Source organism: uncultured Maribacter sp. (genome assembly GCF_963974015.1).
Taxonomy (GTDB): Bacteria; Bacteroidota; Bacteroidia; order Flavobacteriales; family Flavobacteriaceae; genus Maribacter.
Map to the genome: position 1 here is coordinate 27,581 of NZ_CAXBBZ010000017.1, position 26,279 is coordinate 53,859.

Below are 26,279 nucleotides of genomic sequence, written 5' to 3' on the forward strand. Positions count from 1 at the left end.
GAATTTACTTTGATGGATTTTGATTGAGTTGAAGTTTATTTTAGTTCTAATGTGGAAATAATTCTTTAAAAATAATGCCACAAATCTAGAGGTAGTCATAAATTCTGTTATTCTATCTATTTAAAAGGAAAGTATTTAATATACACTAAAAAGGTAGTGTTCAAAAAATAAAGTAGCTATAGAATTTTCTGAAAAGTCATAAAGATTAACTTTAAATCGTAAAAAAAACTCATTTTATTTATATATTCTAAGTTTAGTTTTAATTTTTCAGGCATTATCGTTTCTATATAAAACTTTTCAGGCTCATTTTGTCCTTTCAATAATTCATTCTCATTACTGAATTTAATCGATGCTATATCGGTAATGCCTGGTTTTACTGATAATACATATAGTTGTTTTTCAGTATATAAGGAAACATATTTTCTAACCTCAGGCCTTGGGCCAACTAAACTCATGTCGCCAATAAGTACATTTATTAATTGTGGTAATTCATCCAACTTGTATTTTCTTAAAAAGGCCCCTGGTTTTGTTATCCTAGAATCATTATTACCAACGGTTATTAGTCCTTTTTTATCAGAACCTGTAGCCATGGTTCTAAATTTAAGTAGTTTGAAGTCTTTATTATTTTTTCCTACCCTTATTTGCTTATAAAATATAGATTCAGAAGAATCAACTTTAATAAAAACTGAAATAAGTAGAAATAAAGGAAGTAGAAATAACATACCAATTAGGGCGAGAATAAAATCAAAAATACGCTTAAGCATATGCTAAACTGTTTTGGAAACAGTATTTAAAACTTGTTCACAACAGTCGATGGTTGTTTTAATAACTAAATCGACTGACTCATCAGTTAATTGAGGATAGATAGGTAAACTAATTTCTGCTTTATAGTTATTGTAAGCTTTTGGATGCTCTTTTATTGAATACCCCAAATCCTTAAAATAAGTTAGTAAAGGAAGCGGTATAAAGTGAACATTTACGGCTATTTGCTGTGCACTAATTAAACTTATGATTTCATCTCTTTGTTCTTCATTTATATTTTTAATCCGTAATGGATATAAATGATAAGAAGATTCTTTTTCATTGGTTGACGTAGGTGGTTCAATAGACCAATTAAATTTTTTGAACTCGCTACTGTATTTTTTAAAAATAGATTTCCTTCTTTCTAATAATGTAGGATACTCCTTTATTTGGGCTAGACCTATCGCAGCATTTATATCTGCCATATTTATTTTCATGCCTAAACCTGTGATATCATACTTCCAATTACCACCTTGAGATTTTGAGAATGCATCTTTTGTTTGACAATTTAGGGTCATAGACCTAAGATTTCCATATAAATTTTCATTGTCAAATGGTTTAGGCATATTTATAACAATAGCACCACCTTCTGCGGTTGTAATATTTTTTACTGCATGTAAAGAGAAAATTGAAATATCACACGAATGTCCAATACCTTTATTCTTATAATTAGCTCCTAGGGAATGGGCAGCATCCGAAATAAATAAAATACGGCCTAATTTTTTTTGAATTTGAGAAGTTGGCTTAAATAATTTTATAATTTTTTCACTTGCTACAAGTTCTTGAATTTCAGAATAATCACATGGAAAACCTGCAAAGTCGACAGACAGGACTGCTTTGGTCTTTGATGTTATTGCTTTTTCAATGGATTTGACATCTATATTGAAATCATCATTTACATCAACCATTATAGGTGTTCCACCAGCATGTATCACCGCTAGGGCAGTTGCACAGTATGTATATGATGGAATAATAACTTCATCTCCTTTTTCCAATCCAAGCCAACGTAACATCATAATGGCGCCAGAAGTCCATGAATTAACGCAAAGTACATTTGGTAAACCTACAAATTGCGCAATTTCGTATTCTAGCTCCTTAACTTTAGGACCCGTTGTTATCCATCCGGATTTTAAGGAATCTACCACTTCTTTAATGACATTCTCATTAATGTATGGAGGTGAAAATGGAATCATAAATAATATCTATGTATATGAAATTGTTCAAGTTCATTGAACAATGTTAGAAAAATTATAAGTCAAACAAATATAACGTGAGAATTATAAATTTCTTGTAAAATTAATATAAACTAGTTTAACTACTCACTTATATCGGTTAATTCATTGTAATAAATATAAATTAAATTAACCTTGGAAAAGAATTCAAGTATATTTAACGACAGATCGCTGAAATTTATTTACATTCTTTTTTTTAATGCATTATAAATATAAAAGCTGAAATAGTAAGTAGATTTTACTATACCAAGTTTTTCTAAGTTGTAATAAAGATACCAAACTCTCTTTGCGGCTTTAAGTTTATTGGCTGAAATGGAATTTGATCGAACCCTATATTTTGCCAATATTTGATTAATGCCATATGCATTAAATCCCTTTTTTAATAGCGTTATCCAGAGGTATGTATCCTGTCTGGTTCTAATATTGGTAAATCTAAAGTCTTTACCTACAATATGGGTGTCGATCATCGAAGTAGACATACCGATAATGGTATTTTTCATATAGCCTTGATAATCTATTCTTTCAACGGTTTGTATTATTTTACCTAACTGTAGCCCCTTTTCATCTATGAGCTCGTATGATGTAAATGAAATAGGATATGAGTTTGATAACATAAAATTTATCTGAATTTCTAATTTTTTCGGATACCATAAATCGTCACTATCGAGAAATGCTATAAATCTTCCTCTAGCATTTTTAAGACCTATATTTCTGCTTATCGCTGCTCCTTGATTGGTTGTATTCGTAAAATATTTTATGCGGTTATCAATCTCAGATATTTTTTTTAGAATACTGACCGTATCATCTTTTGAACAATCATCTACAATGATTAGTTCCCAATTTTGATATGTTTGGGCGGAAATAGAATTGATTGTTTCTTCAATGAATTCTGCTGAGTTATAGGAAGGACTAATAATGCTGATGAGGTGTTTTTCAGAAGAATTTTGATACATAAATTGTGATTTTTAAAATTTAGATTGTTTAATAAGCGCATCTATTATGGTAATACCTTCACAATGGTTAATAGTATGGGTACCTAGCAAATCGCTCGCCCAATTAGGTGAAATGGAATCAACATTTTTTTCTTCATACTCGTTTTCATTCAAAGAAATTATTTCTTGTATGTTTATACCATATCCATATCTTTTGGAGCAATTTTGAGCAGGCCTATAAAGTTTATTGTCTTTAACAAAAATATTACCAGCTGGTCTTGCATAGCGTACATCTGAAACTATTGGGTTTTTTGGATGGGCATTCCATTTACCGTTTATAATATCGTCAGTATAATAGAGGAATAGTTCTTCATGGGCAGATGCACCTAAAACTTCTTTTATATTAGTGAAAATCCAATATTTATTATTGTATTTTAAAACAGTAGTATCTACAGCTTTTTCTCCTTCAAGTAAGACTTTTAGAAATTCCCATTTATATGGAAAATCCACACATTTGTATAGCTCTATCGTTTTATTACTACCAGTTTCAGGTATCATATATAAGTGGTCATTGTCTTCAAATAAAAAAGGATAAGACATATGATATTCATTTTCAATTATAGGTGTTGGCTTTGAAAATGTACCATTAATACTCAATTCCATTACTGATATAAACCCTTTATTTTGTTTAATCAACATTTCTTCAATGAATACAAAATACTTACCGTTATTGTTATAAATAAATGGATCGGCCCATATTCGGTCTTTAGGAGGTGTGATTCTTGAATATTCCTTAGAATAATCTTTTGTTTTATAGTTTTCAGAAACCTTAAAGAGTAGAATCCATTGATTAAAAATGAAGTGTTTAAATAATTTATTTTTCACTACATTTTTTGTGGTTCGAAATATATGCTTAAATAATGAAAGTAGTCTTGGGTTGTTTTCTATGATTTTTAATGAGGATAACGGTTCACGATTATTTATCCTATCAACAAATTCCTGACGATTGTTGTAAAGGTTTTCAAGTTGTCTAGGGATGAATAAACTCGTTTTCCAAAAAACAGAATTTCTAGATTTATGAATACTGGTTATATCAACAAAAGATTTTGAGCTAATTAGAGTTTTATTTTGATTTTCAAAACTCACTATAAGCCTAGAATTGATATAATCCTTTTTGTGTAAAACTTCAAGTAAACCTGATAAGTTTTTATTTTTAGGTGTGTAATCTGAAAATGTAAGGTACCATATTCCATATTTAGATAAATTCTTCGAATTTAATTCAGGTTTAGTCTCAGATAAATCTAATATGACATCAATTTTTTTATCAATAAATTTATCAAGCCTTTTTTTAGATTCTTTGTTTAAGGATTTTTTAGTGCTTGATATTTTAATTTCGGCGTTAAATTTTATAGAATTAAAATTAATTTCATCAAAAGCATTTGGTTTTATTTTGAATATTTTTTGGTCTAGTTTTATAAATAATTGATGCCAAAAAGATTTTTTATAAAAAGGAAAGTTTCTTTTAGTTTTAGATTGATTTGAATTCAATCTAATCAACCATTTTATTTCGGCATAATAAGAGTTTGTTATATTTGAAATCATTTCTGATTGCCATCTATCTATCTTTTTACCTTCTAAAATTAAGGCAATGTTTAGTTTGGGTTGGTCCATTAAAATGGTTTGTTATTATATTCAATTAAATATTAAGATATATTTTTTTGCGTTGCCCCAAAACCCTTTAAGAGATTCTTAGTTATAATTTCTGCACTTATAGAAATATGGTCATCTCGTAGTTGAGGAACATTATAATTATCTAATCCCCAACACCACTGCATGCTTCCAGTTGCAAATATTTTGCTTCCACATTTGCTATTATATATCGTCATATTAGACTCATATCGCGGAGTCATTTTTAATTTAAGGAACCAAATTAGAAATAACATGATAGCGGTGATAAAGCCTATTAATGGAATGATTTTACTTATAGTCAAACCTATAATGGATGCAATTGCTGCAATAATTGATATCATCAATATGCGGTGAATATTGGTTATTTCTTTATTTGAATTTAGAAATCGGTTGGAAAATTTAATTATTGGATTAGTTATTTTGCCAATCATATGATTTATTATGAATTTCGAACCAGAATTAACTTTTCTACATTTGGTAGAAGCCAATATTGTAATGTTATCGGGTGAATCTTTAGAAATTCCATCAATTTCATAACCTAAAAGACCCTTTAGCTTTGTTCCTTTTTTTACTCCTGAATTTTTAAAAATCCAATGTTCAGGATTGGTAATTCGAATATGCCCTAAAACTGGATCTGCATAATATTGAATACCAATTAATTTTGCCTGTGATCCTTGTTCAGGTATATCTTCAAAATTAATGGTAGATCTTTCAGATTGTATAGGGTCTAATTGCTTTTCCTTGTAACACACAATAACTCTGTCTTTTTGCTCAGTTAACTGGTTTTCTTCCAATCGTATTTGCCAATACATGGTGTTGGATGAAAAGAAGGCCAAATTAGTGCCTGTATCACGTGCATTTGTTAGGTTCTTTCGCATTTCATGCGACCAATATTCATCATGACCATTCGATAAAAATATCTTAATTTTTGAATAAATTTTGGGATTTATATGAATATCTATGTTTGTACAGTATTTTACATTGTAGTCATTTTTTTCTAGCCATCTTACCATATTGTAATCCCAACCCGCACTGCTAATAGGATAATTATGGGAAGTTACCGGTCTGGTATTGGTCAAGAAATCTCCGGCACCCATACCATATGCAGCTTTTGGATTGTTACTTTTGGCATAAGGTCGGTCAAAAGATACTTTTTTAGCTTTCTCACCAGAAACAGCTCCCCAATCTTCCAAAGAACCACTGCCGTGGTTATATAGGCATTTGCCACCCCAGTAGTTGTACGCTTGGTATGTAGTGACAGGTAATTGAAAAAGTATATCTGCTACAGCCTCATCATCCCTTACAACAAAGATGATGTAGCTTTGTTTTTTGTATTCCTGTTCTTCTAATTTGGCTAAGTAAACACCAGTCGTCCAATTAGAATCTGTTTTTAACTCAAAAGGATTATCCCAAGCACAAGTTATTAACCCTGTGTCTTCATTTGGTAAGGGTATGCTTTGTTGGTTTCCTTTAAGGGTAATAGAATTATTAATTTGTAAAGCCCCCTTACCTTCGTGCCAACCCATTCTAAAGATAGAAAGTGATAAAAATTCAGAATTGGTATTAATATATAGATTAATTGATTCTCCTTTATTAATACTAGTTTTGGATGCAAAACCTTCAATTTCCCGATTCGTTGCAGGGTTTTCTAATTTCCAATTTACGTTTAATAACTTATTCATTTATATGAATCATAGTTGAAAGATCAACTTCTTGTTTTATAAAACATTCCGATCTTTGGAAATATTTTGTTAATTACCATAATGTATTTAACGCTATTTATGTTTAAATATTTTTTTGAATAAAAATATTTAAAGAATATTCTATAATACTATGCGTTTGATATATAATAAACTATTGTTTCTCTGAAAATATTTGTTGTACTGGTAAATATAAAATGGTATTTCATCATTGAAAAAAATCTATTAAACAAAGAAAAGTTTATTAATTAGGTATTTGCTTAACATGAACTTATTTTTGTAATTAATTTAAAAATATTAAAAGCTTAATGACTATTAAGCTTAAATAGTATAGGTCATTTAGCAGTTTTTCAAATGGATTTTTTAATAAAAGTTAATCGGGTTTGTTTATACATTTTTATATTCTCTGCCTGTTTTGAATATTGGGATCCTTTTGGTTTTGCTAACACCATTTCGATTGCGAAGATTGGCATAATTCCCTATTTTATATCATCCTTACCGTTCATTAAAAAGTATTTGACTTTTTCTTTTATATCTCGATATTTATCTCCTTTGATTATATTTATATTGGCAGGAATCATGGCCACTGTTTTCAATGACCAATATGCAAATTCAATAGGAGATGTAATTAATATTAGATTATTACAGCTTGTTTTAGTAATGACCCTTATATGTGCACATATTAATCTTGATAATAAAGTCTTAAAGGGAATTTTAAATGTCTATGTAGCTGGAATGTTTATAATGGCCTCAATGTACATGTTTTTTGGTATTGGAGAACAATATAATGGGGGGCGTCTTTTTCTCTTTGGAGAAAATGCAAATCAGACTGGTATGAAGACTACTTTAGCGTTATTATTATTGATTTACGGATTCATTAACCGTGATAATAGTTTTAAGAAAAAAGCTTTTTCCTTGATTTTGACGATTCCAATTTTATATCTTTTAATAGAAAGTGGGTCAAGAGGAGCCTTGTTGTCTTTGTTAATAGGGCTTTTTATTGTTATTCTATTAGGCAAAATGCAAGCTATTAAGAAAATAGGAATGGTGTTATTGTCAACATTATTTTCTATTGGATTATTTTCATTTATTTATACGAATGATGTTGATTTTCGAAATAGAATTGTAAACTCTATTGAAAGAGGTGATACTTCTGGTAGAACTAAGTTATGGGAAGCTGCCTATCGCATTATTCAAGACAATTTCATTTTTGGTGTTGGTAATCCAGGTATGATGCCTACAATGAGAATATATAGTGGAATATATCAACAGCCTCATAATTTAGTTTTAGAACTTTGGTTAACTTCTGGAATTCTTGGATTGATTTTTTTTATGACATTTCTGATTAGGTTGGGAAAGGATTTAACTGTTAGCACAAGAAATTTTGGACATTCCCTTTACATGGCTTTATTCATTGTTGTGTTAGCCAATATGGTAAAAAGTGGAGGTAGTGTTGGTCTAATTTTCGCATGGATATTTTTTGGAATATTAATAGGATCTATTGTAATAAACAAGAAGAATCATCAGAAAGATATATTGCCCTAAATTTTAATTCCATAAGCGAGCAATAATGTATTGTATTTTTAATTATAGAATTATTTAATGGCTGTAAATCAATTAAAAGCAGGGGCGGTACTTTCTTATTTAGTATTAGCTATTAGTAATATTGTAGGGTTGCTATATACTCCTTATATGTTACGAATGATGGGTAAAAGTGAGTATGGCTTATATGCGCTGGTTGGATCTGTAATCGCTTATTTGACAATTTTAGATTTTGGATTTGGAAATGCAATTGTAAGATATACTGCAAAGTTTAGAGCCGAAGGTAAACTAAAAGAGCAATATTCCATGTTTGGTCTTTTTATCATTCTTTATTCCATAATCGGTATTTTATCATTTTTTATTGGTTTAGGACTCTATTTTAATGTTGAAAATTTATTTGGTGAGACGATGACCCCAGATGAACTTGGCAAAGCTAAGATTATGATGCTCTTAATGGTTTTTAATATAGCCTTTACTTTTCCGTTAAGCATCTTTGGGTCGATTATTTCTGCATACGAGAATTTTATTTTTGTGAAGGTCATTGCATTAAGCAGGATTGTGCTGAATACCTTGATTATGATTCTTTTGTTGGAAATGGGTTATAGAGCCGTCGGTATGGTCGTGCTCGCAACAGTACTGAATTTGGCTACCTTGATTTTAAATTATTGGTATTGTAAGAATAAAATAAAAATAAAAGTTTCTTTTAAGAATATGCAGTTGGGACTTCTTAAAGAGGTCAGTATCTACTCGTTCTATATTTTTTTGAACATCATCATGAATAAGGTTTATTGGAGTACAGGCCAATTTGTATTAGGGATGTATTTAGGAACCGCGGCTGTAGCAGTTTTTGCGGTTGCCATTCAATTTCAAGGTATGTATATGGGTTTTTCAACCGCTATTTCTGGAGTGTTCTTACCCAAGGTTACAGGTATGGTAGCCAGTAATTCTACTAACCGCGAAATTTCAGATTTGTTTGTGAGAACAGGAAGGATTCAATATGTAGTTATGGCCTTTATTTTGGCTGGATTCATCTTATTTGGAAGGCAATTTATAATTCTTTGGGCAGGGCCAGATTATGAGGCAGCTTTTAGTATGACTCTATTGTTTTTTATTGCTCTAACCATTCCATTGATCCAAAATCTGGGTATTACCATATTACAGGCTAGAAACCAAATGGAATTTAGATCGTGGCTTTATTTTGCAATGGCCATTGTTAGTCTCGTTTTCCAGATTTTGCTTGCTGAAAAATTTGGAGGGTTAGGAATTGCCTATGCCATAGCTGGAGGATTGGTATTGGGCAATGTAATTATCATGAATATCTATTATCACCGCAAACAGCATATAGATATGATTCACTTTTGGGGAGAAATTTTAAGAATGTCAATAGCACCTTTGATTGTTAGTATGGGTACATATTATTTAATACAAGGAATAAAATTTGAATCCTTTGGTCAATTGGTAATTGCCATTTGTATATTTAGTATGGTTTACTTACCTGTTTTTTGGTTTTCGAGTATGAATACTTATGAACGGGAATTATTGAAAAAGCCAATGGTAAAGCTTTTAAAAAGAAATTAATAATACCAAATATTATTAAGCAAATAATTTGTTTGATAGACAATAAAAATATAAACAAAAGATGAAGAAAAGAAAAATCGCAATTCTAACCCTTCCTTTACATTCTAATTACGGTGGTCTTTTGCAGGCTTATGCCCTTCAAAAAGCTTTAATTTCCTTGGGCCATGAAACCCTTTTGATTAATAATGATGTTAGCAATTATCCTAATTGGCGTAAGCGTATTTCATTTGCAAAGCAAAAGGTTTTTCAATTAATTATGGGGGGGGCTGTTATTCGACCCGATTTAACTTCTAAACGAAATAAAAAAATTATTGGACAGCATTCTGCGAAATTTGTAGCGCGTTACATTCATAAGACTAATTTGGTGCCTGCTATATTTAATTTTGAAGATGTGAAAGCGTATAATTTTGAAGGTTATGTTGTGGGTAGTGATCAGGTGTGGAGACCTAATTATACACCTTCTATTTTAAATTATTTTTATGATTTCTTGGAGCCTATTTCTTCTATTAAGAAAATCTCTTACGCTGCTTCGTTTGGAGTGGACCATTGGCAGTATTCTCTTCAAGAAACAGAAAATTGCGCAAGGTTGGCCAAAATGTTCAACGCAATTTCTGTAAGAGAAGATTCTGGAATTTCCTTATGTCAAAAAAAATTAGGAGTGGATGCAGTTAGGGTGTTAGACCCAACATTGTTAATCAATAAACGTGATTATGAGGATCTGGTTGAAAAGGCCCAATTAACAAAACCAAAAGGTAGGCTATTTACATATATTCTAGACCGATCAGTAGACAATATAGATATGGAGGAAAAAGCCGCTAAATATTTGAATACTAATCATTATACTGCAATGCCAAGAAAGGATATGCAAAATTTATCAGCTGAAAACATAAATGAATTTATTTTCCCACCCGTTGAGGAATGGATTAATGGTTTTATGAGTGCAGATTATATTATTACCGATTCATTTCATGGTACTTTATTTTCCATCATTTTTAATAAAAAATTTATTTCTATAGGAAACAAAAGAAGGGGGCTTTCACGTTTCACTTCTATTTTAAAACAATTGGGATTAGAAAATAGACTTTTATTGGATGTGTCAGATTTTTCGCCAGAACTTTTGAACGAAGATATTGATTGGGATTCCGTAAACATTAAATTGGAGGTAGAACGAAAAGAATCTATTGAATTTTTAAAAAATAATCTTTAACCATGCTCTATATTTAAAAGAATAAATGACAAGTTATGATAAATATAAAATTGATTAGGAAAGGATTGATATGGTTTGTTTTTCCCTTATCAATTGTTTTTAATCTTCTTTTTTTTTGTATTGATATACTTCCAGTAACTAAGCATAAATTAGAAAAACCAATATTTCTAAAAGATGCTAACCATAATGAAGTTGAACAAAAAATAGTAAATGCATCTTTTGATATGTTTGCTTCATCAAAGATTCATATGCCTTACGGAAGGCATCTAAGTTTCGTTGAGAAAATTAGTTCTTTGAGAACAAAAGCCATTAATCGCATTAATTATTTCCCAAGAGCTTATTTGGCTTTAGGACTTATTAAATATGCAAATAAATTTGACCAAGAATTATTAAATAAAGTTATTCCTATTTATAATGAATATTATATCTATAATGATGAATTAAACTTTGAGTTCGAGTATGTTGATCAAGTTCCATTAGCTTATTCAGCATTAGAATTGTATAAAATCACGGGCGATTTAAAATATAAGAATGTTGCAGATTTAGTTTTTAAAAAACTAAAGGCTATGGTTATTCAACATCATGGTTATTCTCTAATATTATATAGAAATCATCAAAATGATATTTTGGTAGATGTTATCGGATTAGTTGTACCATTTTTAATGGAGTATGGGAGTTATTTCAAAAACAAAGAAGCAATTGATTTGGCAGTATCTCAATTTTCCTTTTTTACTGAATATGGTTTAGATGCCGATACTGGCTTACCGTTTCATGCTGTTGATATAAAAACTAAAGAAGGTTTGGGGCCGAATAATTGGGGTAGAGGTATGGGATGGTATATGTTGGCATTAAAATCAATGCCTATGACTTCCATTTCTATACAAGATACATTTTTATTAAAAGCACCAAAAAAAGCTTTGTTCGTTAATTCTTTACAAGTTTTAAAAGATTCAACTATTTACACACAATTTCCTGGAACATCCAATGATTTTGATTCTTCTTCTTCAACAATGTTGATGTATGGCGAAAATGTCATGAAAACTAGTGTTTTTTCTAAGAAAGAAATATTAAATATTTATAAGCCATATATTAGGGATAATGGAAAGCTTGATTATTGTTCTGCTGAGGCATTTGGTGTTAATAAGTATAGTTTGGAGTTTGGGACAAGTGAATTCTCACAGGGTATGTTATTGTTATTGTTAAGTTCTACAAAGTAATAATGATTTTTCAGTTAAATGAATTTTACATTTGCATAAATAGATATTTATGCTTTTGAAGAAGTCAATATTTAACATAAAATAGGTTTATGAAAATAAAAAACAATTTGATGAAAAAATCATTTGTTATAATAATAGTGTTTTCTTTAATATTTAATATTTTATTTTTCTGTGTTGACTTGTTACCTCAGATTATTGAAAAAATTAACAAACCAAATTATTTGTCAAGTACTAATAATAATCAAGTTGAAAGTAAACTGGTACAGGCTTCGTTTGAAATGTTTTCATCAACTAAAATGCACATGCCTTGGGCCCGTCCTAATAATTTTATTGATAAAATTAGAGCCTTACGTCTAGATGAAACCACTCGTATTTATAATTTCCCAAGGGCGTATTTGGCTCTAGGTTTGATTAAATATGGAAATAAGTTTGATTCAACTTTGGTTCAAAAAGTCATACCCGTTTTTGACGATTATTATCTTAACGGTGAAGAATTAGCTTTTAAGTTTGAATATGTGGATCAAGTGCCTTTGGGCTTTGCAGCCTTAGAATTATATAAAATTACTGGAAATTCTAAGTATAAAAAGATGGCCAATATTATTTATGGCAAACTGAGGACCATGGTAACTAAGCATGGTAAATATTCAATAATTTTGTATCGAGATCATCAGGATGATTTATTTGTTGATGCCATTGGTATGGTTTGCCCTTTTTTAATGGAATATGGCTTGCAATTTAAGAATAGAGAAGCGATTCAACTAGCAGAGTCAGAACTTGAATTTTTTATGACATATGGTTTAGATGGTAAAGATGCTCTTCCATTTCATGCTATAGACTTAAAATTAGAAAAAGGTTTAGGTCCAAATAATTGGGGAAGGGGAATGGGTTGGTATATGTTAGCTTTAGAATCTGTAATGTCCAATTTAAATTCAGAATTGGATACCGTAATGTTTATGGAACAGAATAAACTTAGTTTTTTGAAAAACATTAAAAATTTAAAAGATTCAACTTTGTACACCGAGTTTCCAGGAACCTCTAAAGGTTTTGATTCTTCAACATCTACCATGCTTATGTATGGTTCAAATGTATTAGAACCAGGAACGTATACAATAGATTCGATTTTAACAATCTTTAAACCATTTATTAAGGAAAATGGTATTTTAGATAGGTGTTCAGGTGATGCTTTTGGAGTTGATAAGTATAGTTTAGAATTTGGGGAAAGTGAATTATCTCAAGGTATGATTTTAATGTTATTAAGTACTACTTCCTCTAATAAGGCGTTAACTAGATAGATTAATGTATTTAAAAGAATGATTTCAATTATTATTCCGTTATATAACAAATCACAAAGTATAGAAAAGACGATTTTTTCTGTGCTTTCGCAATCCTATAAAGATTTTGAGCTACTAATAGTTGATGATGGATCAACAGATAATAGTGCTAGTGTCGTTAATGGTATTATAGACAAACGTATTCGCCTTATAGAAAAAGAAAATGGAGGCGTTTCTAGTGCTCGCAATACTGGAGTACATGCTGCAAAGTATGATTGGATTTCATTTTTAGATGCAGATGATCTGTGGCATATCGATTTCTTAAAAAATATTGTCGAAGTAATTGAAGAACAAAAAGAGGTTCAGATAATTACCACAGATTATGAAACTAGAACATCAAATGGGGATATTATCAAGTCTTATGTTGCACATAAAAAAGGGTATGTTGATTTTTTTGCGGTTACCAATGAAATTGGTTTTCATATTCTCAATATGTCCACATTCTGCGTTAGAAAGTCTACTTTGATTCAAATAGATTTATTTAGTACAAGTATTAGTCATGGTGAGGATATGGAGGTTTTTGAAAAACTAGCTCGAAATCATAAAATCTATCTAATAGATAAAATTCTTTCTTATTATATCCAAGACGCTGAGAATAGGGCTTCCTATAAAATACCTAATCCAAATAAAACCAGAGTATATCAAGTTGATACAGAAGGAATTTTATCTGAACATGAAAAAAAATATCAAAAGGATAGAATCCTTGTATACATGCACGATTATTTTGTTCAAGGTAGAATGAATTGTTTAGTTATGCTTTACAGTCAACATTCTGGTTTTATAAACTTCGTAGATATAGCTTCATATGTTTATGAAAGACTAAAATTGAAGGTGCTGAAAAATTAAAAATACTTTCCTAAAGTGTTTACTGAAAAACATTAGATAATAATGACCAAATTGAAAGCCTGTTTTTTTGTTCCGTTCTATCCTCTTATTAAAGGTGGAGCAGAATATCAATCTAAAATAATTGCACAGGAATTAACTAAACGAGGCTATGAAATTGTATTTATATCTGCAGGTCATGTTAAAGAACAAATTTCATATCATTCTGGTTTAAAAATCTATGAACTAGTAATTGATACTACTATCAAAGAACGAATTTTACTGTACAAAAATTTCATGGACAAGGTTCATGAAATTATTAAAAATGAAGCTCCCACTTTTATTTACCAGCGAATATTAAATACATTTACCTTTAAGTTATCTAAGTACGCAAAGCTAAACCAAATTCCATTTATTTTACATATAGCAGATAATTACTCTGTTGAATTTTCTAAAGGATTGCGTGGTTCTTTAAAGCGATATTTATTTAGAAAAATTATCCACACCAATCCAAATATTATTTGTCAAACCGATTATCAAGTAGATAAGATTAGTAAATGGGGTTATGAGCCTATGGCTAAAATACCTAACATGCATCCTGAGATAATTGCTGAGAAAATTGAAAGAAATAAACAACATATTCTATGGATAGGCAATGCCCGTGAAGTAAAACAGTTGGAGGTTTTTTTGGAGCTATCTACTCTTTTAAAAAATGAAAAATATGAATTTCATGTCATAGGTAAAATACCTGATAACAGTTATGGGGATGGGCTGTATGAAAAAATAAAAGACTGTGATAATTTAACCTATCATGGTAGTAAAGAGAATTCTTTTATCAATTCTTTTTTACAAACAGTTGGTGTTCTCGTAAATACTTCAGTTTCAGAGGGATTTTCAAATACCTTTATTCAAGCATGGATGTGTGGTACACCAGTAGTGGCCTTGAACTCTGATCCTGATGGTTTAATGACACATCATAACTTAGGAATAGACTGCAAAGGAAATTTTGATTTCATGCCAAAGGCAATAACTACCATTTTGTGTGAAAAAAAATATTTAATGCAGAGTAATAGAATCAAGAAATCTGCAATTAGTTTATTTTCGACAGAGGCAAACGTTTCAAAACTGATAGAAATAATTGAAAAAATAATGTTTTCTAATGAGCGATACTAATAAAAGAAAAAGAATACTTTGGATTCATAATTTCGAAAAAGGAACAGGAAAGGGTGGTGGTTGGATGTTCAATCAATATGAATTTATTAAGCAGGAGGCTGATATTTACTTTTTAAATAATTTACGCAACCCTATTTCGTTTGTTAAACATTGTTTACACCTTAGAAAGCTTTCAAAAAATTATGATATAGTACACGCCCAATATGGTTCTGCCGTTGGTTTTATAACTAGTTTACTGCATGGTACAAGAATAATTTCGTTGAAGGGCTCTGATTGGTATACAGCTCCTAATCCGTCTTTGTTAGACCGAGGAAGAATTATTTTAGGTAATTCCATGACTAGGTTTTCACTTAATAGAGTTCAGCATGTAATCGTAATGTCTGAACGAATGAAAAGTCAAGTTCTGGAGAAATTTCCAAATACTAAGGTCACTACCATTGTTGATCCAATAGACTTGGATTTCTTCAAGCCTAAGTCCGGCTCAAATAATGATAATATAAAAAAGGTGGTATTCGCAGCAGTTGATATCAATACTCCTGTAAAGCGTTTTTGGTTGGCAAGTAAGGCATTTGAACTATTAAAAGAACGCAGGCCCAATACCGAACTGATTATTATGAGTAAAATTCCACATAATGAGGTATGTGATTTTATGAACGGCATGGATGTTCTATTGCTTACTTCTTCTTATGAAGGATGGCCAAATGTGGTAAAAGAAATGTTAGCATGTAATAAACCATTTGTTAGTACAAAAGTTAGTGATTTGGAAATCATTGCAAAAAAAACAACAAGTTGTTCAGCATGTGATGATAACCCAGAGACCCTTGCTCTAGCTTTAGAAAAGGCACTCGATGCATCTGATGAAAATTTAAGACAGTATATCGACGAATTTAATATGGTACAGACAATGGAAAAACTTAAATTTATATATTGTAGTTTTAATTGAATTTGATGTAGTAGTTATTAGTTTTTTTTAAAAAATAAACAGTTTTTGGTAAACCAACTATTAATTTTCAGGGTATTTTATGCTTCCTTCTAAATAGGCTTTATTATAAGCTAATTCACCCCAAAAAACTCCTTCTGTTCTGTTTTCATCAAAATAGCCTGTAAACATTTTTTCAAATCTTGATTGTAGGTTTTCATCAAATCGTCCTAAACTCATCCAACCTTCTGGCATGAAATTTCTTTTTTTCTCATAACCAGTTTGAAACTCGCCATCCATCCAGTAATATATTTCACCCTCAGCTTCTAATGAGTTTGGCCAAAATACAGAAATAGAATTCATTAATTTTTGCATATCAATTTCATTGTAAAATTGAGCTCCATTGGTGTAATCTTCTACCATAAATTTTACTACGCGCGCTGCATGCCCATGATCTGTAATTGAACGACCTTGATAAGGGTTATCGTTGAAACTAGTGTTCCATTGATAAGCAGAACTATTTTTAGAATTAGTATCAAGATGCTGTCTCATACCTCCATTTACGCCTTCAATACCTATATCCTCATTGAATCTATCATATATGGTTTTAAATTTATTATTATTAGTGATATCCCATAAATTCCATGCGATATAAGCCCATGCAGCAGAACTGTCAACTCCTGAATGTTGAAATATTAATGAATTTCTAGCGAACCATTTGTCCCAAAAATTAGTCTCCAAAAAGTTTAAAAGATATTCATAATCTTTTTGATAAGTATTGCCATTTTTGCTATTGGTTTCACCTCTTAAATTAGGACTATGATGCATAACCCATAAAAGTCTTGATAGGTGCATAAAACTTCTACTTTCAGATAATTGCTGTTGACCTACAATTCCACTTAAGGTCAAATTAAAATTTGGATTTCCCCACCAACTTAAATAATTATCATCAAATGATGCGCCACTTTGAGATAAATCTTTACTTGGTTTAGCTGTATTAAAAAGAACTGTATAAGCTTCTATAACATCGTTAATATATTTTTTATCACCAGAAGCTTCAAAAAGGGCAACCATACCTTGTAAAACATCTAAATTATAGATATCTCCTTGATCTCCATTTTCACAAATACGTAATATTCTGCCATATTCGCCATTATAGCTTTCATTTTCTGTATCATTTAGAGCTGAAGGTAACTGTCTATTATAAATTGCAAAATCTGCTTTAGCAATTAATTCAGTAACTGATAGTAAATTAAATTGATTAGTATTTTCTTCAACTATAGTTACGATAACCGTTGCAGAATCAGTTTGAACCGTATTATCGGAATTTGTAGTTTCCGTAGTATATACAATAGTTTCAGTTACTGTTTCCTCCGTTATTTCTTGTGCAGGGTTTACTGTTGCAGTTTCTACCGTTGGTTCATCTGCAGGTGCTACGGTTGATTCCTCAGTTGTCTCTACTGCTGCTGCTTCCGTTTCTTCTACGTGAATCACTTCTGGGACTACAAATTTTAAGGTATTATCTTCTAATATTTCAATCTCGCCAAATTTTGGATCTGTAGTAGAAGTTATTTTAACATTTTCGATATTGGTAATATTATCGTTAGCAAGAACATCTAAAATAATAGTGCTGTTTCGGGTAGTAGTAAAAGTATCGTTTACCAATAAATTATTAAGAGATAAATTTTGATCATCTTGAATTACGTATTCAGATAAAAGGTCGGCATCTTTGCTGCAAGAAGTAATTAAAAAAGCACAAATAGAGGTGATGATCAAAATCATCGAGGGGCATTTTCTTATGTTCATAAGTAGGTATTATATTTATTATTCAAAAGCTTGGGACTTCTTTTATTGTAAAACATTCTTTTCTTCGTAATAATACGGCCCAATCTTGTATTTAGTCTATTAACTACTTATATATTCGATGAAATGTAATTTATTTTAACAAGTGAATTTAATTTTAACTTTTTGTTGGGTTCGTTAGGTATATCAGTAGTCAAATTATGTTAGCCTATATAAGGGGAAATAGGAGCCTTTTTTTTCTTTCGACAGGGTATCATAAACTTTTTGGTCAACGATATATCTCCAAAGCTTAAAGTCTCTATAATCTTTTGAAAAAGAAGCTTTAAAATTAAAAAGAGAATCTTGTTGACCGCCTAGACCTCCACCAAGATTGAAAATTTTATAGCCTTCTTCTGTGGCAATTAGCCTCATTTCGTCTAAAAAAAGATTAGCAGGAGCCCAATTCAAGAATTCTGTGCGGGTGCCGGACAAATGGAACTGTACAATAGAATTAGATTCAACAAACATAGATCCTGCCATCGCCTTGCCTGTTTCATTTTCTATGACCAATAGTACACGGGTTTTAAAATCTTCGCATTCAAGAAAATTAAAAAAGTACTCTTTTGAAAAATAATATGAATCAGAAGCTCCTAAACGATCCATGTTTTCATAATAAATATCAATGTAAGTTTCTAAGTCTTCTTTGGTAGTTACTTCTTTGACCGTAGCGATCCGGCGGCATTTATTTGTACGGTTTTTGGTGCTTTTGCCATATTGTGTGCGCTGCTCTTCTATACTTTTAGTCAAGTCAATATTAACTACCTTGCCACTTACAGGTGTTTCACCAAGGTTTTTTAAAATTAAAGACTGTTGATCTAAATAAGGGTTAAGCCTTGAAAAAACACTTATAATTTTGTTGGTAGTCAAGTAATCTTTTAACTCGCTAAGAAATGCAACATTGTCAAAATTTTCTGGTATATTTTTATAAATAGGTCCTGAATAGCCGTAAACAGAGGTGAAATCGAAATAGGGTGTTCCTGCAATATGACGTTTTAAAAAAGGTATAGCGATACTTAAATCACCCTGTGAATAAACTAAAAGTAAAGGTTTTTCATCTTCATTTTTTGATAAGCTATGATAGTCGAAGGTGTGATAAAAGTCATAAGATTCGAATTCCATCAACGTATTCTTCCACTCTTGTCTGTCGGTAATTATATTCATCATTTCAATTAGTCCTTTGTTCCTGTAAATAATTCCATAGTAACTTCTTCGCTAGCCGATACCCCTTCAGAATTAAAAACTTTTCCTACTGTTTTGAAAAGTATTTTTAAATCGGTCCAAAATCCAATATGGTTCACATACCAGACATCATATTCAAACTTTTGTTTCCAACTAATAGCATTTCTTCCATTTACTTGGGCCCAACCCGTAATACCTGGCTTTACTAAATGCCTTTTGGCTTCTTCTTCTGAATATAAAGGTAGATATGAGACGAGTAGGGGACGAGGACCTACTATAGACATGTCTCCTTTTAATACATTTAGTAATTGGGGAATTTCGTCTAAAGATTTTTCTCGAATGAAATTTCCAAATGAAGTTATTCGCTGATAATCAGGTAAGAGATTACCTGTTGCATCCTTTTTATCATTCATGGTCTTAAACTTTATAATACTGAAAATTTGTCCATTCTTTCCAGGCCTTTTTTGTACAAAAAAAGGTTTTCCTTTATTGGAGAATAAAAGCACAATAGAAATTATCAGAAAAATTGGAGACAGTAAAAGTAAGGCAATCAACGCCGAAATAAAATCCATTATATGCTTAATGTGGCGATACATAATTTAGTACTTTTAAAAGGTAGTTTAGTTTTAATTAATTGATCTCCTTTAAATATAGGAATCAATCAACCCGAATTTTGTCATACACCAACAATGTGTTTTTTGTCATCACAGGGATGGTATATTCAGTTAACGCTTTTGATTTTCCTTTATTGGCTATTTCAGTTCTAAATGCATCATCCAATACCAATTTTTCAAGTATAGCAGTTAAAGCACCATCATTCTCATTTGGGAATAGCATACCATTTACACCATGTTGTATTTGTTCAAGAGCGCCTTCTACTTGGCTTCGAACGGTAGCACATTCACTCATCATAGCTTCCAAGATGACTAGTGGAAATGATTCAAATCTTGAGGGTAATACAAAAATATCAAAAATGTCATAAAAAGGTTTTGGATCTTGAAAATCTACGATAGTACAGTAAGTGTCAATATTTTCTTGTTCAAGATTCTGTTCAAGCCACTGGTAATCTAAAGAATCTTTGGTGCTTCCCAAAAAAATAAAATGACTCTGGGAGATTACTGTATCATCTAGATTTTTAATTGCCTTAAATAAAACATCACAGCCTTTATCTATGGTTAACCTACCTACAAAACCCACTATTATTTTATCGTTGGGAATATTGAATTTGGATTTAAGTTGATCTTTTTCATTTTTAGAAATTGAAGTTCCAAATCGTTCTGATACTCCGTGATTAACAACTGTTATATCTTTAGGGGATATTCCAAAAATTTTTTGGCTCATTACTTCAGATTCTTTACTGATGGCAATAAGATGTGTTGGGTTTTTAAATTTTATATTCTTTTTTAGCTTGGTGTTATGTATTGTAGTTGTGAAGTTTTTACCCATTAACCATGGTATAAATGTCATATAAGGCGATTGGGCATGAATAATATCTGGGTTACATGATTTTATAAGTTTGATAATACTGAAGATGGAACCTACAGAAATTATAACTTTGCTGATAAATGTTCCTTTTGGGGTTTTAAATTCTTTTACTTGGGAACCTAAAGAAACAAATTCATTGTAAAAAGCATCAATTCTACTATTGTCTTCTTGAACCTTACCTCCAGTAATAAGGAACACCTCATGTCCTTCGTCTATTAGTCCTTTAGTTAGATCTAAGGTATGAGTTGTTACGCCGGTCTGTTCTATTCTACTTAATAGTAACGCTATTTTCATTTAAATTTTGACTTAATTAATAAACCATTTACCAATAAATAAACGATTGGAATTTCAATTATTGTTTACAAGGCTTTTTTGAAACTTATTTAATATAATCAAGTTTCTAATTTACCTTCGAAATAATAAATTCTATGTAGTTAAACCAATCGAGCTAAATAAATCTAAATACTTTTTTACGGCTGTATCTAGTGAATATTTATCGGCTAATTCTAAACTATTTCGTTTTTGTTCTTTTAATAAAGAATGGTTTGTCGAATAATTGATAAAATCATTTAACACCTTTTCATCTATTTTCGTTGAATCGTGCGGTAGAATAAAACCTGAATTAGATTGTAATAAAACATCTTTTTGCCATCCTTCATGATTAATCAAAACTGGCCTACCGGCAGCAAGGGAATCAAAAAATTTATTTGCAGAATTTGCCCATAGCTCCTTAATAGCAATTACAAAAGAGCTACCCATATCTACTTCATAATAATACTGTGGTAGTTGTTCTTTAGGTACTGGGCCAAATATAAAAACGCTTTTGCCTAAAAGTCCATATTCCTTTGCTTTGGAAATTAAAATTTCTTTTTCTGCTCCTAATCCTATTAAAACGAAAACAATAGAAGAATCCATATTTTTAAGTTTAGCAGCAAACTCGACTACGTAACTTAAACCATTTACCCTGCCAAACGTACCAGCATATAAAACGGTAAATCTTGGCTTGAAACCTAAATGTTGATGTAAAAGGGAAACATTGGGATCATATCCCTCTTTAAAACGTTCTAAGGCAGCAATATTCTCAATGCTTATTATTGGACACTTTAAATTAGGATATCGTCTAGATATAGATGTTTTCATATCAACAGAAAGCGGAACAATGGCAGTAGCATTTTTATAAATCGTCGCTTCTAATTTATAAAGAACTGACTGGGCAATTTTATTCTTAATTGCTCCAATGGCAATTACCGCTTCAGGCCATACATCTCGTGCTTCAAAAATAAATGGGGTCTTATCTTTCCATTTCTTTACTAGAGCTGGTATGCCAATAGTTAAAGGTGTAGACGAAGCCATAACTACATCGCCTTTTATTTTTAAGATTTTAAAGCTAGCAAACCAAATAAAGATTAAAAAATTTATAATCCTCTTAAAATATGATGTGGAGTTAGATGTTTTTTCAATATTAAGAATATGAAATTTCAATTGTTCAAGTTCTAAATACTGCCACCTTCCTTCAGGTTTATGGGAAAATCCATGAGAAGTGGTTATGAAAATAACTTCATGGCCATTTTGAACAAATTTCTTAGCCAAATCATATGCCCTCGTACCTCCAGACACTTTAGGTGTTGTGAAATATTGGTATAAATAGATAATAGTCATTTATAGGGTTAGATAGGGTTTGTTATTAATTTTAAATTTTTTGTATTTAGCTTATTTGGACAGTGAAATAAAAAGTGAGGCCCATTGATTGTATATGGATTTCATGCTATAAGCTTCACTTGATATAAAGGCCGCTTCCGAAAAAGTATTTAGTTTATTTTCATCAGAAAGTAGCTCTATTATTTTATATGCCATTTCATCTACATCTTCTGGTTTGATTAAAAAACCATTAACTCCTTCATCTATAATTTCATTAGGTCCTGTAGGTATATCAAAACTGATTAATGGTAGTTTTGTAGCTAAACCTTCGATCAAACTCATTGGAAATCCTTCAAACCTGGAAGTCATAACCATTAATGAGTATTCTTTATAAATTTCATAGATGTTTGAAACATGACCTTTAAGAAATACGTGTTGCTCCAATCCAAATTCCTGTATTTTACTTCTTAGTTCATTTTCTTGATACCCATCACCATAAATATCCCATTGGATGTTAGAATTTGATTCTAAAACTTTTTTAGCCACATCAATTAAAAGAAGAAAATTCTTTTGAAATGATAGACGGCCAACACTTATAATTTTATGGGTAGTCGCATTATATGTATGGCTTTGTTCCAATAGAGCGGGATCTACAGGGTTGTATATTTGTACAACATTCTTTGCAAGAGTTCCCTTTTTATAATTGATTTTGTCAACCTTGGTCAAACTTACAATTACGTCTGTGAATGTAGCAGTAACTAGTTCATTAATTTTTTTGAATTTACTATGAGTTTTACCCTTAAAACTAGAGTGGGACCAATACACAAATTTTGTAGGCATACCAATAGTACTCAATGCCCCCAACGGTCCAATTTCTTGACCACAACTTACTAAGACTTTGATTTTTTGTTGGGTCAAGATGGTTCTAAGCTTGGCGGTTGCCTTGAAAATACCCTTCTTCATTTTCACGCCTTCATCTACTAGCTCATAATAGGATAAGTTAGTATTCCATTGGTAGCCACCTTTTTGAATTGTCTGGTAGCTAATTACGTGGATATGAAATCTGTCATCAAGAGCAAATTGCTTTGTCAGCATTGCGGTTACCCTGGTTATACCGCCATCAACCAATATTCTTGAAAGTAAAAATGCTATGTGAATTTTATTTTCCATTTTTAATTGCTCTGTTATAGAATTCAAATACTTTCCCTTTTATTTCTACGTATTCTGGTAGTTTTATAAATTCATTTGTAATTATAAAAAAAGTAATTCCGATTATTAGTTGAACGATAATCATAACTAAATAACCGATGTCAATAAAAGTTATTGCATACATTAATGAAAATAAAGCGATGCCTAATAATAAAAAAGGGATTATATCTTCAAATTGTTTTTTTAAACTATAGTCTATTATTGTTTTAGTATAAAAATTATTGATAAAGTATTCAATAAAAGCAAAAAGAACGATTCCCAACAATAAGGCTTCAATTCCCAATAATGCAGTAACTAAGACCAATGGGATGAGAATTATTTTTTTAATTATTTCTAATTTCAAGTTCAAATTAGAATATCCTTTTACTAATAATAAATTGAGATGTAAAATTTGTAAAGGGTAAAGTATACCAGGAACACATAATAATTGTAAATATAAAATAGAGGCTCTCCATTTTTCACCAACAAGTAGAATAACCATTGGTTCAGCAACTGCAGCGATAACAAACATTACAGTGAAATTAAGAAACATACTGTATCTCAAGAATTTGACAAACCTACTTTTTAATAAGATATTGTCATTTTGTGCTTTTGAAAGAATTGGAAAACTTAACCGTTGTATTGCAGTGGTTATATTAGAAGAAAAAGGTGCTTGAAACTGTTCTGCCCTAGTATAATATCCTAAGGTCTGTGTATTGAAATATTTTCCAATCAATACATAATAAATATTCCTATAAAAACTATGGATTAAGTTGGTGATTAGTAGTTTATAACCATAGTTGAAAAGTTCTTTAAAACTTTGTATCGAAAATATAAACGAGGGTCGCCAAGTACTATGGTACCAAAGTAAAATACTATTCAAAAAGGGTCGAAGTATGGCAAGCGTTACCAAACTCCAAATCCCAAAATTTTCATAAGCCATATAAATAGCAGCTATTCCACTACCAAAAGATGCAATTATTGAAATAAGTGCTTGTGTCTTAAAATTTAAAACTTTAGTGAGTATAGCTCGTTGAACAATAGAAAAAGAATTTATAATCAACAAAATTCCTGCAAAAGGGATTATTTTACTTAATAAGGGTACTTTAAAATAATCGGAAATTGTTGTAGCTCCTAGCAACAAAAGAAAATAGATGATAATGGCTATGGTAAGATTAGAATAAAATATGGTGTTATAATCGGTGGTGTCTGCATTTACCTTTCTTATTAAAGCGCTTCCGAACCCACCTTCTACGACGCTATTTGAAATTGCGATTATAGCTGTAATAATACCAATGATGCCAAAGTCAGCTGGGGTTAATAAACGTGCTAATATTATGCCCACAATAAAAAGAAACCCTTGACTAAACAGGCCTTCTGTAAGAATCCATCCAAAACTACTAATAGCTTTATTTTTTATTGACATAGTTTTATGGTCCAGTATCCTAAATGTTTTTGGAGTTAATTGATTTTTTACTAGTGTTAGAACCTAATAACTCTAAGGGCTTATTTTCAATTTCTTTTATTTTTTTGTATTGAATACTGAGAATTAAAAAGAAATAGAGCATCGAAAATCCAAATTTGTAAAAAGGATAAAAGATGTTATAAAAGTAAAACATTACCAAAAACAATAGATTTAATTTTAAAATCATGTCCTTGGGATTTTTAAGTAAATATATTATGCATTGTCTTAATGGTAAGCCGAATAAAAGCAATAATAAAACCCCTCCTATTATACCTTGTTCTGCTAATATTTCTACATAAGAATTATGTGAAAATTGTCTTATTGAAGTGTAATTGGGAATTTGATCTAAGCCTACTCCAAATATTATATTTTCCGTAAATACATCAAAAGCCTCTATGATCAAAAGTTCTCTGGCATCAACTCTATTACCCGTAACATCAAACCTATTTTTAATAGTTGAATTCTTATATAATCCCCAAAACTGAAACGCAAGAAAAAACAATATAAGAATTACAGTTAATGACCTTAATAGTTTTTGAATTTTGGTTGGTTTTTCAATTTTGTTGATTAAAAGCCAATAAATTACATTGGATAAAATAAGAATAAGCATTCCAGATCTTGATTGAGTAACAAAAGAGACAATAACAAATAATACTGGAATTATAATCAATAGTATTAATAAAAACTTTCTCTTATATTTTTGAAAAAGGTAGAACAAAGAAAAATTCGCAAAAAACATTAAGTACGAATATGTGTTTGCATTGATTAAGAATTTATCTCTTTGTACTATTTCACTCGCAAAATTTTGCAAACTAAATTGATTGGAAATATACATGATATAAATAAGGGTCAAAATTGATAGAATATAACCTATATGAAAATAATCTGTATAATCATATTTGTTATTTAAAACTAAAGGAATAAAAACAATAAGAATTACACTTAGCTGCCTTGTATACCCAGTTATTAAATGGCCATAATTAACATAGGTGAAAGCAGAAATAAGACTGGTTAGAAATATTAAAATAACTAATAAAAACTCAGTCTTATTTCGAAAAGGATGAAGATAATTATATTTTAAAGCAATTAAAAAAAGTAAAGGCACCAACCCATAAGTTGTTATTTTTTGCAGTTGTAGATAGGGTCCTAATGCATTTAGAAATACAATTGTTAAAATAATTAGTAGACCAAGCCCCAAATTATTTTTAAATTCCAAACCATTTTCTTTATAAAATTGCATCTTAATTTATTAATCTAAAATTTTGTGCATATTGAAATTCTGCAACTTGGTATTACTCCAGTTTAAAAGGCTGCCAAAATAAAACATTTCACTATCTAA

Annotated in this window: 21 protein-coding genes; 8 read left to right on the top strand and 13 right to left on the bottom strand. The window is 30.4% G+C overall.

Annotation, left to right across the window (positions count from 1 at the left end; all coding sequences use genetic code 11):
- Positions 1 to 176: 176 nt before the first annotated feature.
- The 5 genes from AACZ41_RS15745 to AACZ41_RS15765 form a co-directional block, all read right to left on the bottom strand.
- Positions 177 to 764, bottom strand: a complete 588-nt coding sequence (locus AACZ41_RS15745; RefSeq protein ID WP_339629561.1) for a sugar transferase — start codon at positions 762 to 764, stop codon at positions 177 to 179.
- 3 nt (positions 765 to 767) lie between these two features.
- Entirely contained in the window at positions 768 to 1,994 is a 1,227-nt protein-coding gene (locus AACZ41_RS15750; RefSeq protein WP_339629562.1) for a DegT/DnrJ/EryC1/StrS family aminotransferase, read from the bottom strand.
- A gap of 221 nt (positions 1,995 to 2,215) precedes the next feature.
- Entirely contained in the window at positions 2,216 to 2,986 is a 771-nt protein-coding gene (locus tag AACZ41_RS15755) for a glycosyltransferase family 2 protein (protein ID WP_339629563.1), read from the bottom strand.
- 12 nt (positions 2,987 to 2,998) lie between these two features.
- Positions 2,999 to 4,636, bottom strand: coding sequence for a hypothetical protein (locus AACZ41_RS15760; RefSeq protein ID WP_339629564.1), 1,638 nt, complete (start codon positions 4,634 to 4,636; stop codon positions 2,999 to 3,001).
- 32 nt (positions 4,637 to 4,668) lie between these two features.
- A complete protein-coding gene (locus AACZ41_RS15765) occupies positions 4,669 to 6,336 on the bottom strand; it encodes a N,N-dimethylformamidase beta subunit family domain-containing protein (protein WP_339629565.1) in 1,668 nt (555 codons plus the stop codon).
- Positions 6,337 to 6,708: 372 nt separating this feature from the next.
- Here AACZ41_RS15765 and AACZ41_RS15770 point away from each other — a divergent pair, with 372 nt between their 5' ends.
- The 8 genes from AACZ41_RS15770 (at position 6,709) to AACZ41_RS15805 (ending at position 16,167) form a co-directional block, all read left to right on the top strand.
- Positions 6,709 to 7,899: an O-antigen ligase family protein gene (locus tag AACZ41_RS15770; RefSeq protein ID WP_339629566.1), complete on the top strand. Its 1,191-nt coding sequence runs from the start codon at positions 6,709 to 6,711 to the stop codon at positions 7,897 to 7,899.
- A gap of 57 nt (positions 7,900 to 7,956) precedes the next feature.
- Positions 7,957 to 9,474 carry an oligosaccharide flippase family protein gene (locus AACZ41_RS15775; RefSeq protein WP_339629567.1) on the top strand — a complete coding sequence of 506 codons (1,518 nt, stop codon included), beginning with the start codon at positions 7,957 to 7,959 and terminating at the stop codon, positions 9,472 to 9,474.
- 61 nt (positions 9,475 to 9,535) lie between these two features.
- The gene (locus tag AACZ41_RS15780) at positions 9,536 to 10,681 is read left to right on the top strand and encodes a polysaccharide pyruvyl transferase family protein (protein ID WP_339629568.1); all 1,146 of its coding nucleotides are present in this window, start codon (positions 9,536 to 9,538) and stop codon (positions 10,679 to 10,681) included.
- A gap of 35 nt (positions 10,682 to 10,716) precedes the next feature.
- Positions 10,717 to 11,898 carry a glycoside hydrolase family 88 protein gene (locus AACZ41_RS15785; protein ID WP_339629569.1) on the top strand — a complete coding sequence of 394 codons (1,182 nt, stop codon included), beginning with the start codon at positions 10,717 to 10,719 and terminating at the stop codon, positions 11,896 to 11,898.
- A gap of 110 nt (positions 11,899 to 12,008) precedes the next feature.
- Positions 12,009 to 13,190, top strand: coding sequence for a glycoside hydrolase family 88 protein (locus AACZ41_RS15790; RefSeq protein WP_339629570.1), 1,182 nt, complete (start codon positions 12,009 to 12,011; stop codon positions 13,188 to 13,190).
- 18 nt (positions 13,191 to 13,208) lie between these two features.
- Positions 13,209 to 14,075 (top strand): glycosyltransferase family 2 protein, encoded by an 867-nt coding sequence (locus AACZ41_RS15795; RefSeq protein WP_339629571.1) that lies wholly within the window; start codon positions 13,209 to 13,211, stop codon positions 14,073 to 14,075.
- A gap of 42 nt (positions 14,076 to 14,117) precedes the next feature.
- Positions 14,118 to 15,224, top strand: a complete 1,107-nt coding sequence (locus AACZ41_RS15800; RefSeq protein WP_339629572.1) for a glycosyltransferase family 4 protein — start codon at positions 14,118 to 14,120, stop codon at positions 15,222 to 15,224.
- Positions 15,211 to 16,167 (top strand): glycosyltransferase, encoded by a 957-nt coding sequence (locus tag AACZ41_RS15805; RefSeq protein WP_339629573.1) that lies wholly within the window; start codon positions 15,211 to 15,213, stop codon positions 16,165 to 16,167. The genes AACZ41_RS15800 and AACZ41_RS15805 overlap by 14 nt, the downstream gene beginning before the upstream one ends.
- Positions 16,168 to 16,227: 60 nt before the next feature.
- Here AACZ41_RS15805 and AACZ41_RS15810 read toward each other — a convergent pair whose 3' ends face one another.
- The 8 genes from AACZ41_RS15810 to AACZ41_RS15845 form a co-directional block, all read right to left on the bottom strand.
- Positions 16,228 to 17,949 (bottom strand): hypothetical protein, encoded by a 1,722-nt coding sequence (locus tag AACZ41_RS15810; RefSeq protein WP_339629574.1) that lies wholly within the window; start codon positions 17,947 to 17,949, stop codon positions 16,228 to 16,230.
- A gap of 195 nt (positions 17,950 to 18,144) precedes the next feature.
- Positions 18,145 to 19,149, bottom strand: coding sequence for a GNAT family N-acetyltransferase (locus AACZ41_RS15815; protein WP_339629575.1), 1,005 nt, complete (start codon positions 19,147 to 19,149; stop codon positions 18,145 to 18,147).
- Positions 19,150 to 19,154: 5 nt separating this feature from the next.
- The gene (locus tag AACZ41_RS15820; protein ID WP_339629576.1) at positions 19,155 to 19,760 is read right to left on the bottom strand and encodes a sugar transferase; all 606 of its coding nucleotides are present in this window, start codon (positions 19,758 to 19,760) and stop codon (positions 19,155 to 19,157) included.
- A 61-nt stretch (positions 19,761 to 19,821) separates the two neighbouring features.
- Positions 19,822 to 20,943, bottom strand: coding sequence for a glycosyltransferase family 4 protein (locus AACZ41_RS15825; protein ID WP_339629577.1), 1,122 nt, complete (start codon positions 20,941 to 20,943; stop codon positions 19,822 to 19,824).
- A gap of 132 nt (positions 20,944 to 21,075) precedes the next feature.
- Positions 21,076 to 22,308, bottom strand: a complete 1,233-nt coding sequence (locus tag AACZ41_RS15830; RefSeq protein WP_339629578.1) for a glycosyltransferase family 4 protein — start codon at positions 22,306 to 22,308, stop codon at positions 21,076 to 21,078.
- A gap of 51 nt (positions 22,309 to 22,359) precedes the next feature.
- A complete protein-coding gene (locus tag AACZ41_RS15835) occupies positions 22,360 to 23,457 on the bottom strand; it encodes a glycosyltransferase family 4 protein (RefSeq protein ID WP_339629579.1) in 1,098 nt (365 codons plus the stop codon).
- On the bottom strand, positions 23,447 to 24,901 hold the full coding sequence (locus tag AACZ41_RS15840) for a lipopolysaccharide biosynthesis protein (protein WP_339629580.1): 1,455 nt from the start codon (positions 24,899 to 24,901) through the stop codon (positions 23,447 to 23,449). The genes AACZ41_RS15835 and AACZ41_RS15840 overlap by 11 nt, the downstream gene beginning before the upstream one ends.
- A gap of 19 nt (positions 24,902 to 24,920) precedes the next feature.
- Entirely contained in the window at positions 24,921 to 26,180 is a 1,260-nt protein-coding gene (locus AACZ41_RS15845) for an O-antigen ligase family protein (RefSeq protein WP_339629581.1), read from the bottom strand.
- Between the last annotated feature and the right edge of the window lie 99 nt (positions 26,181 to 26,279).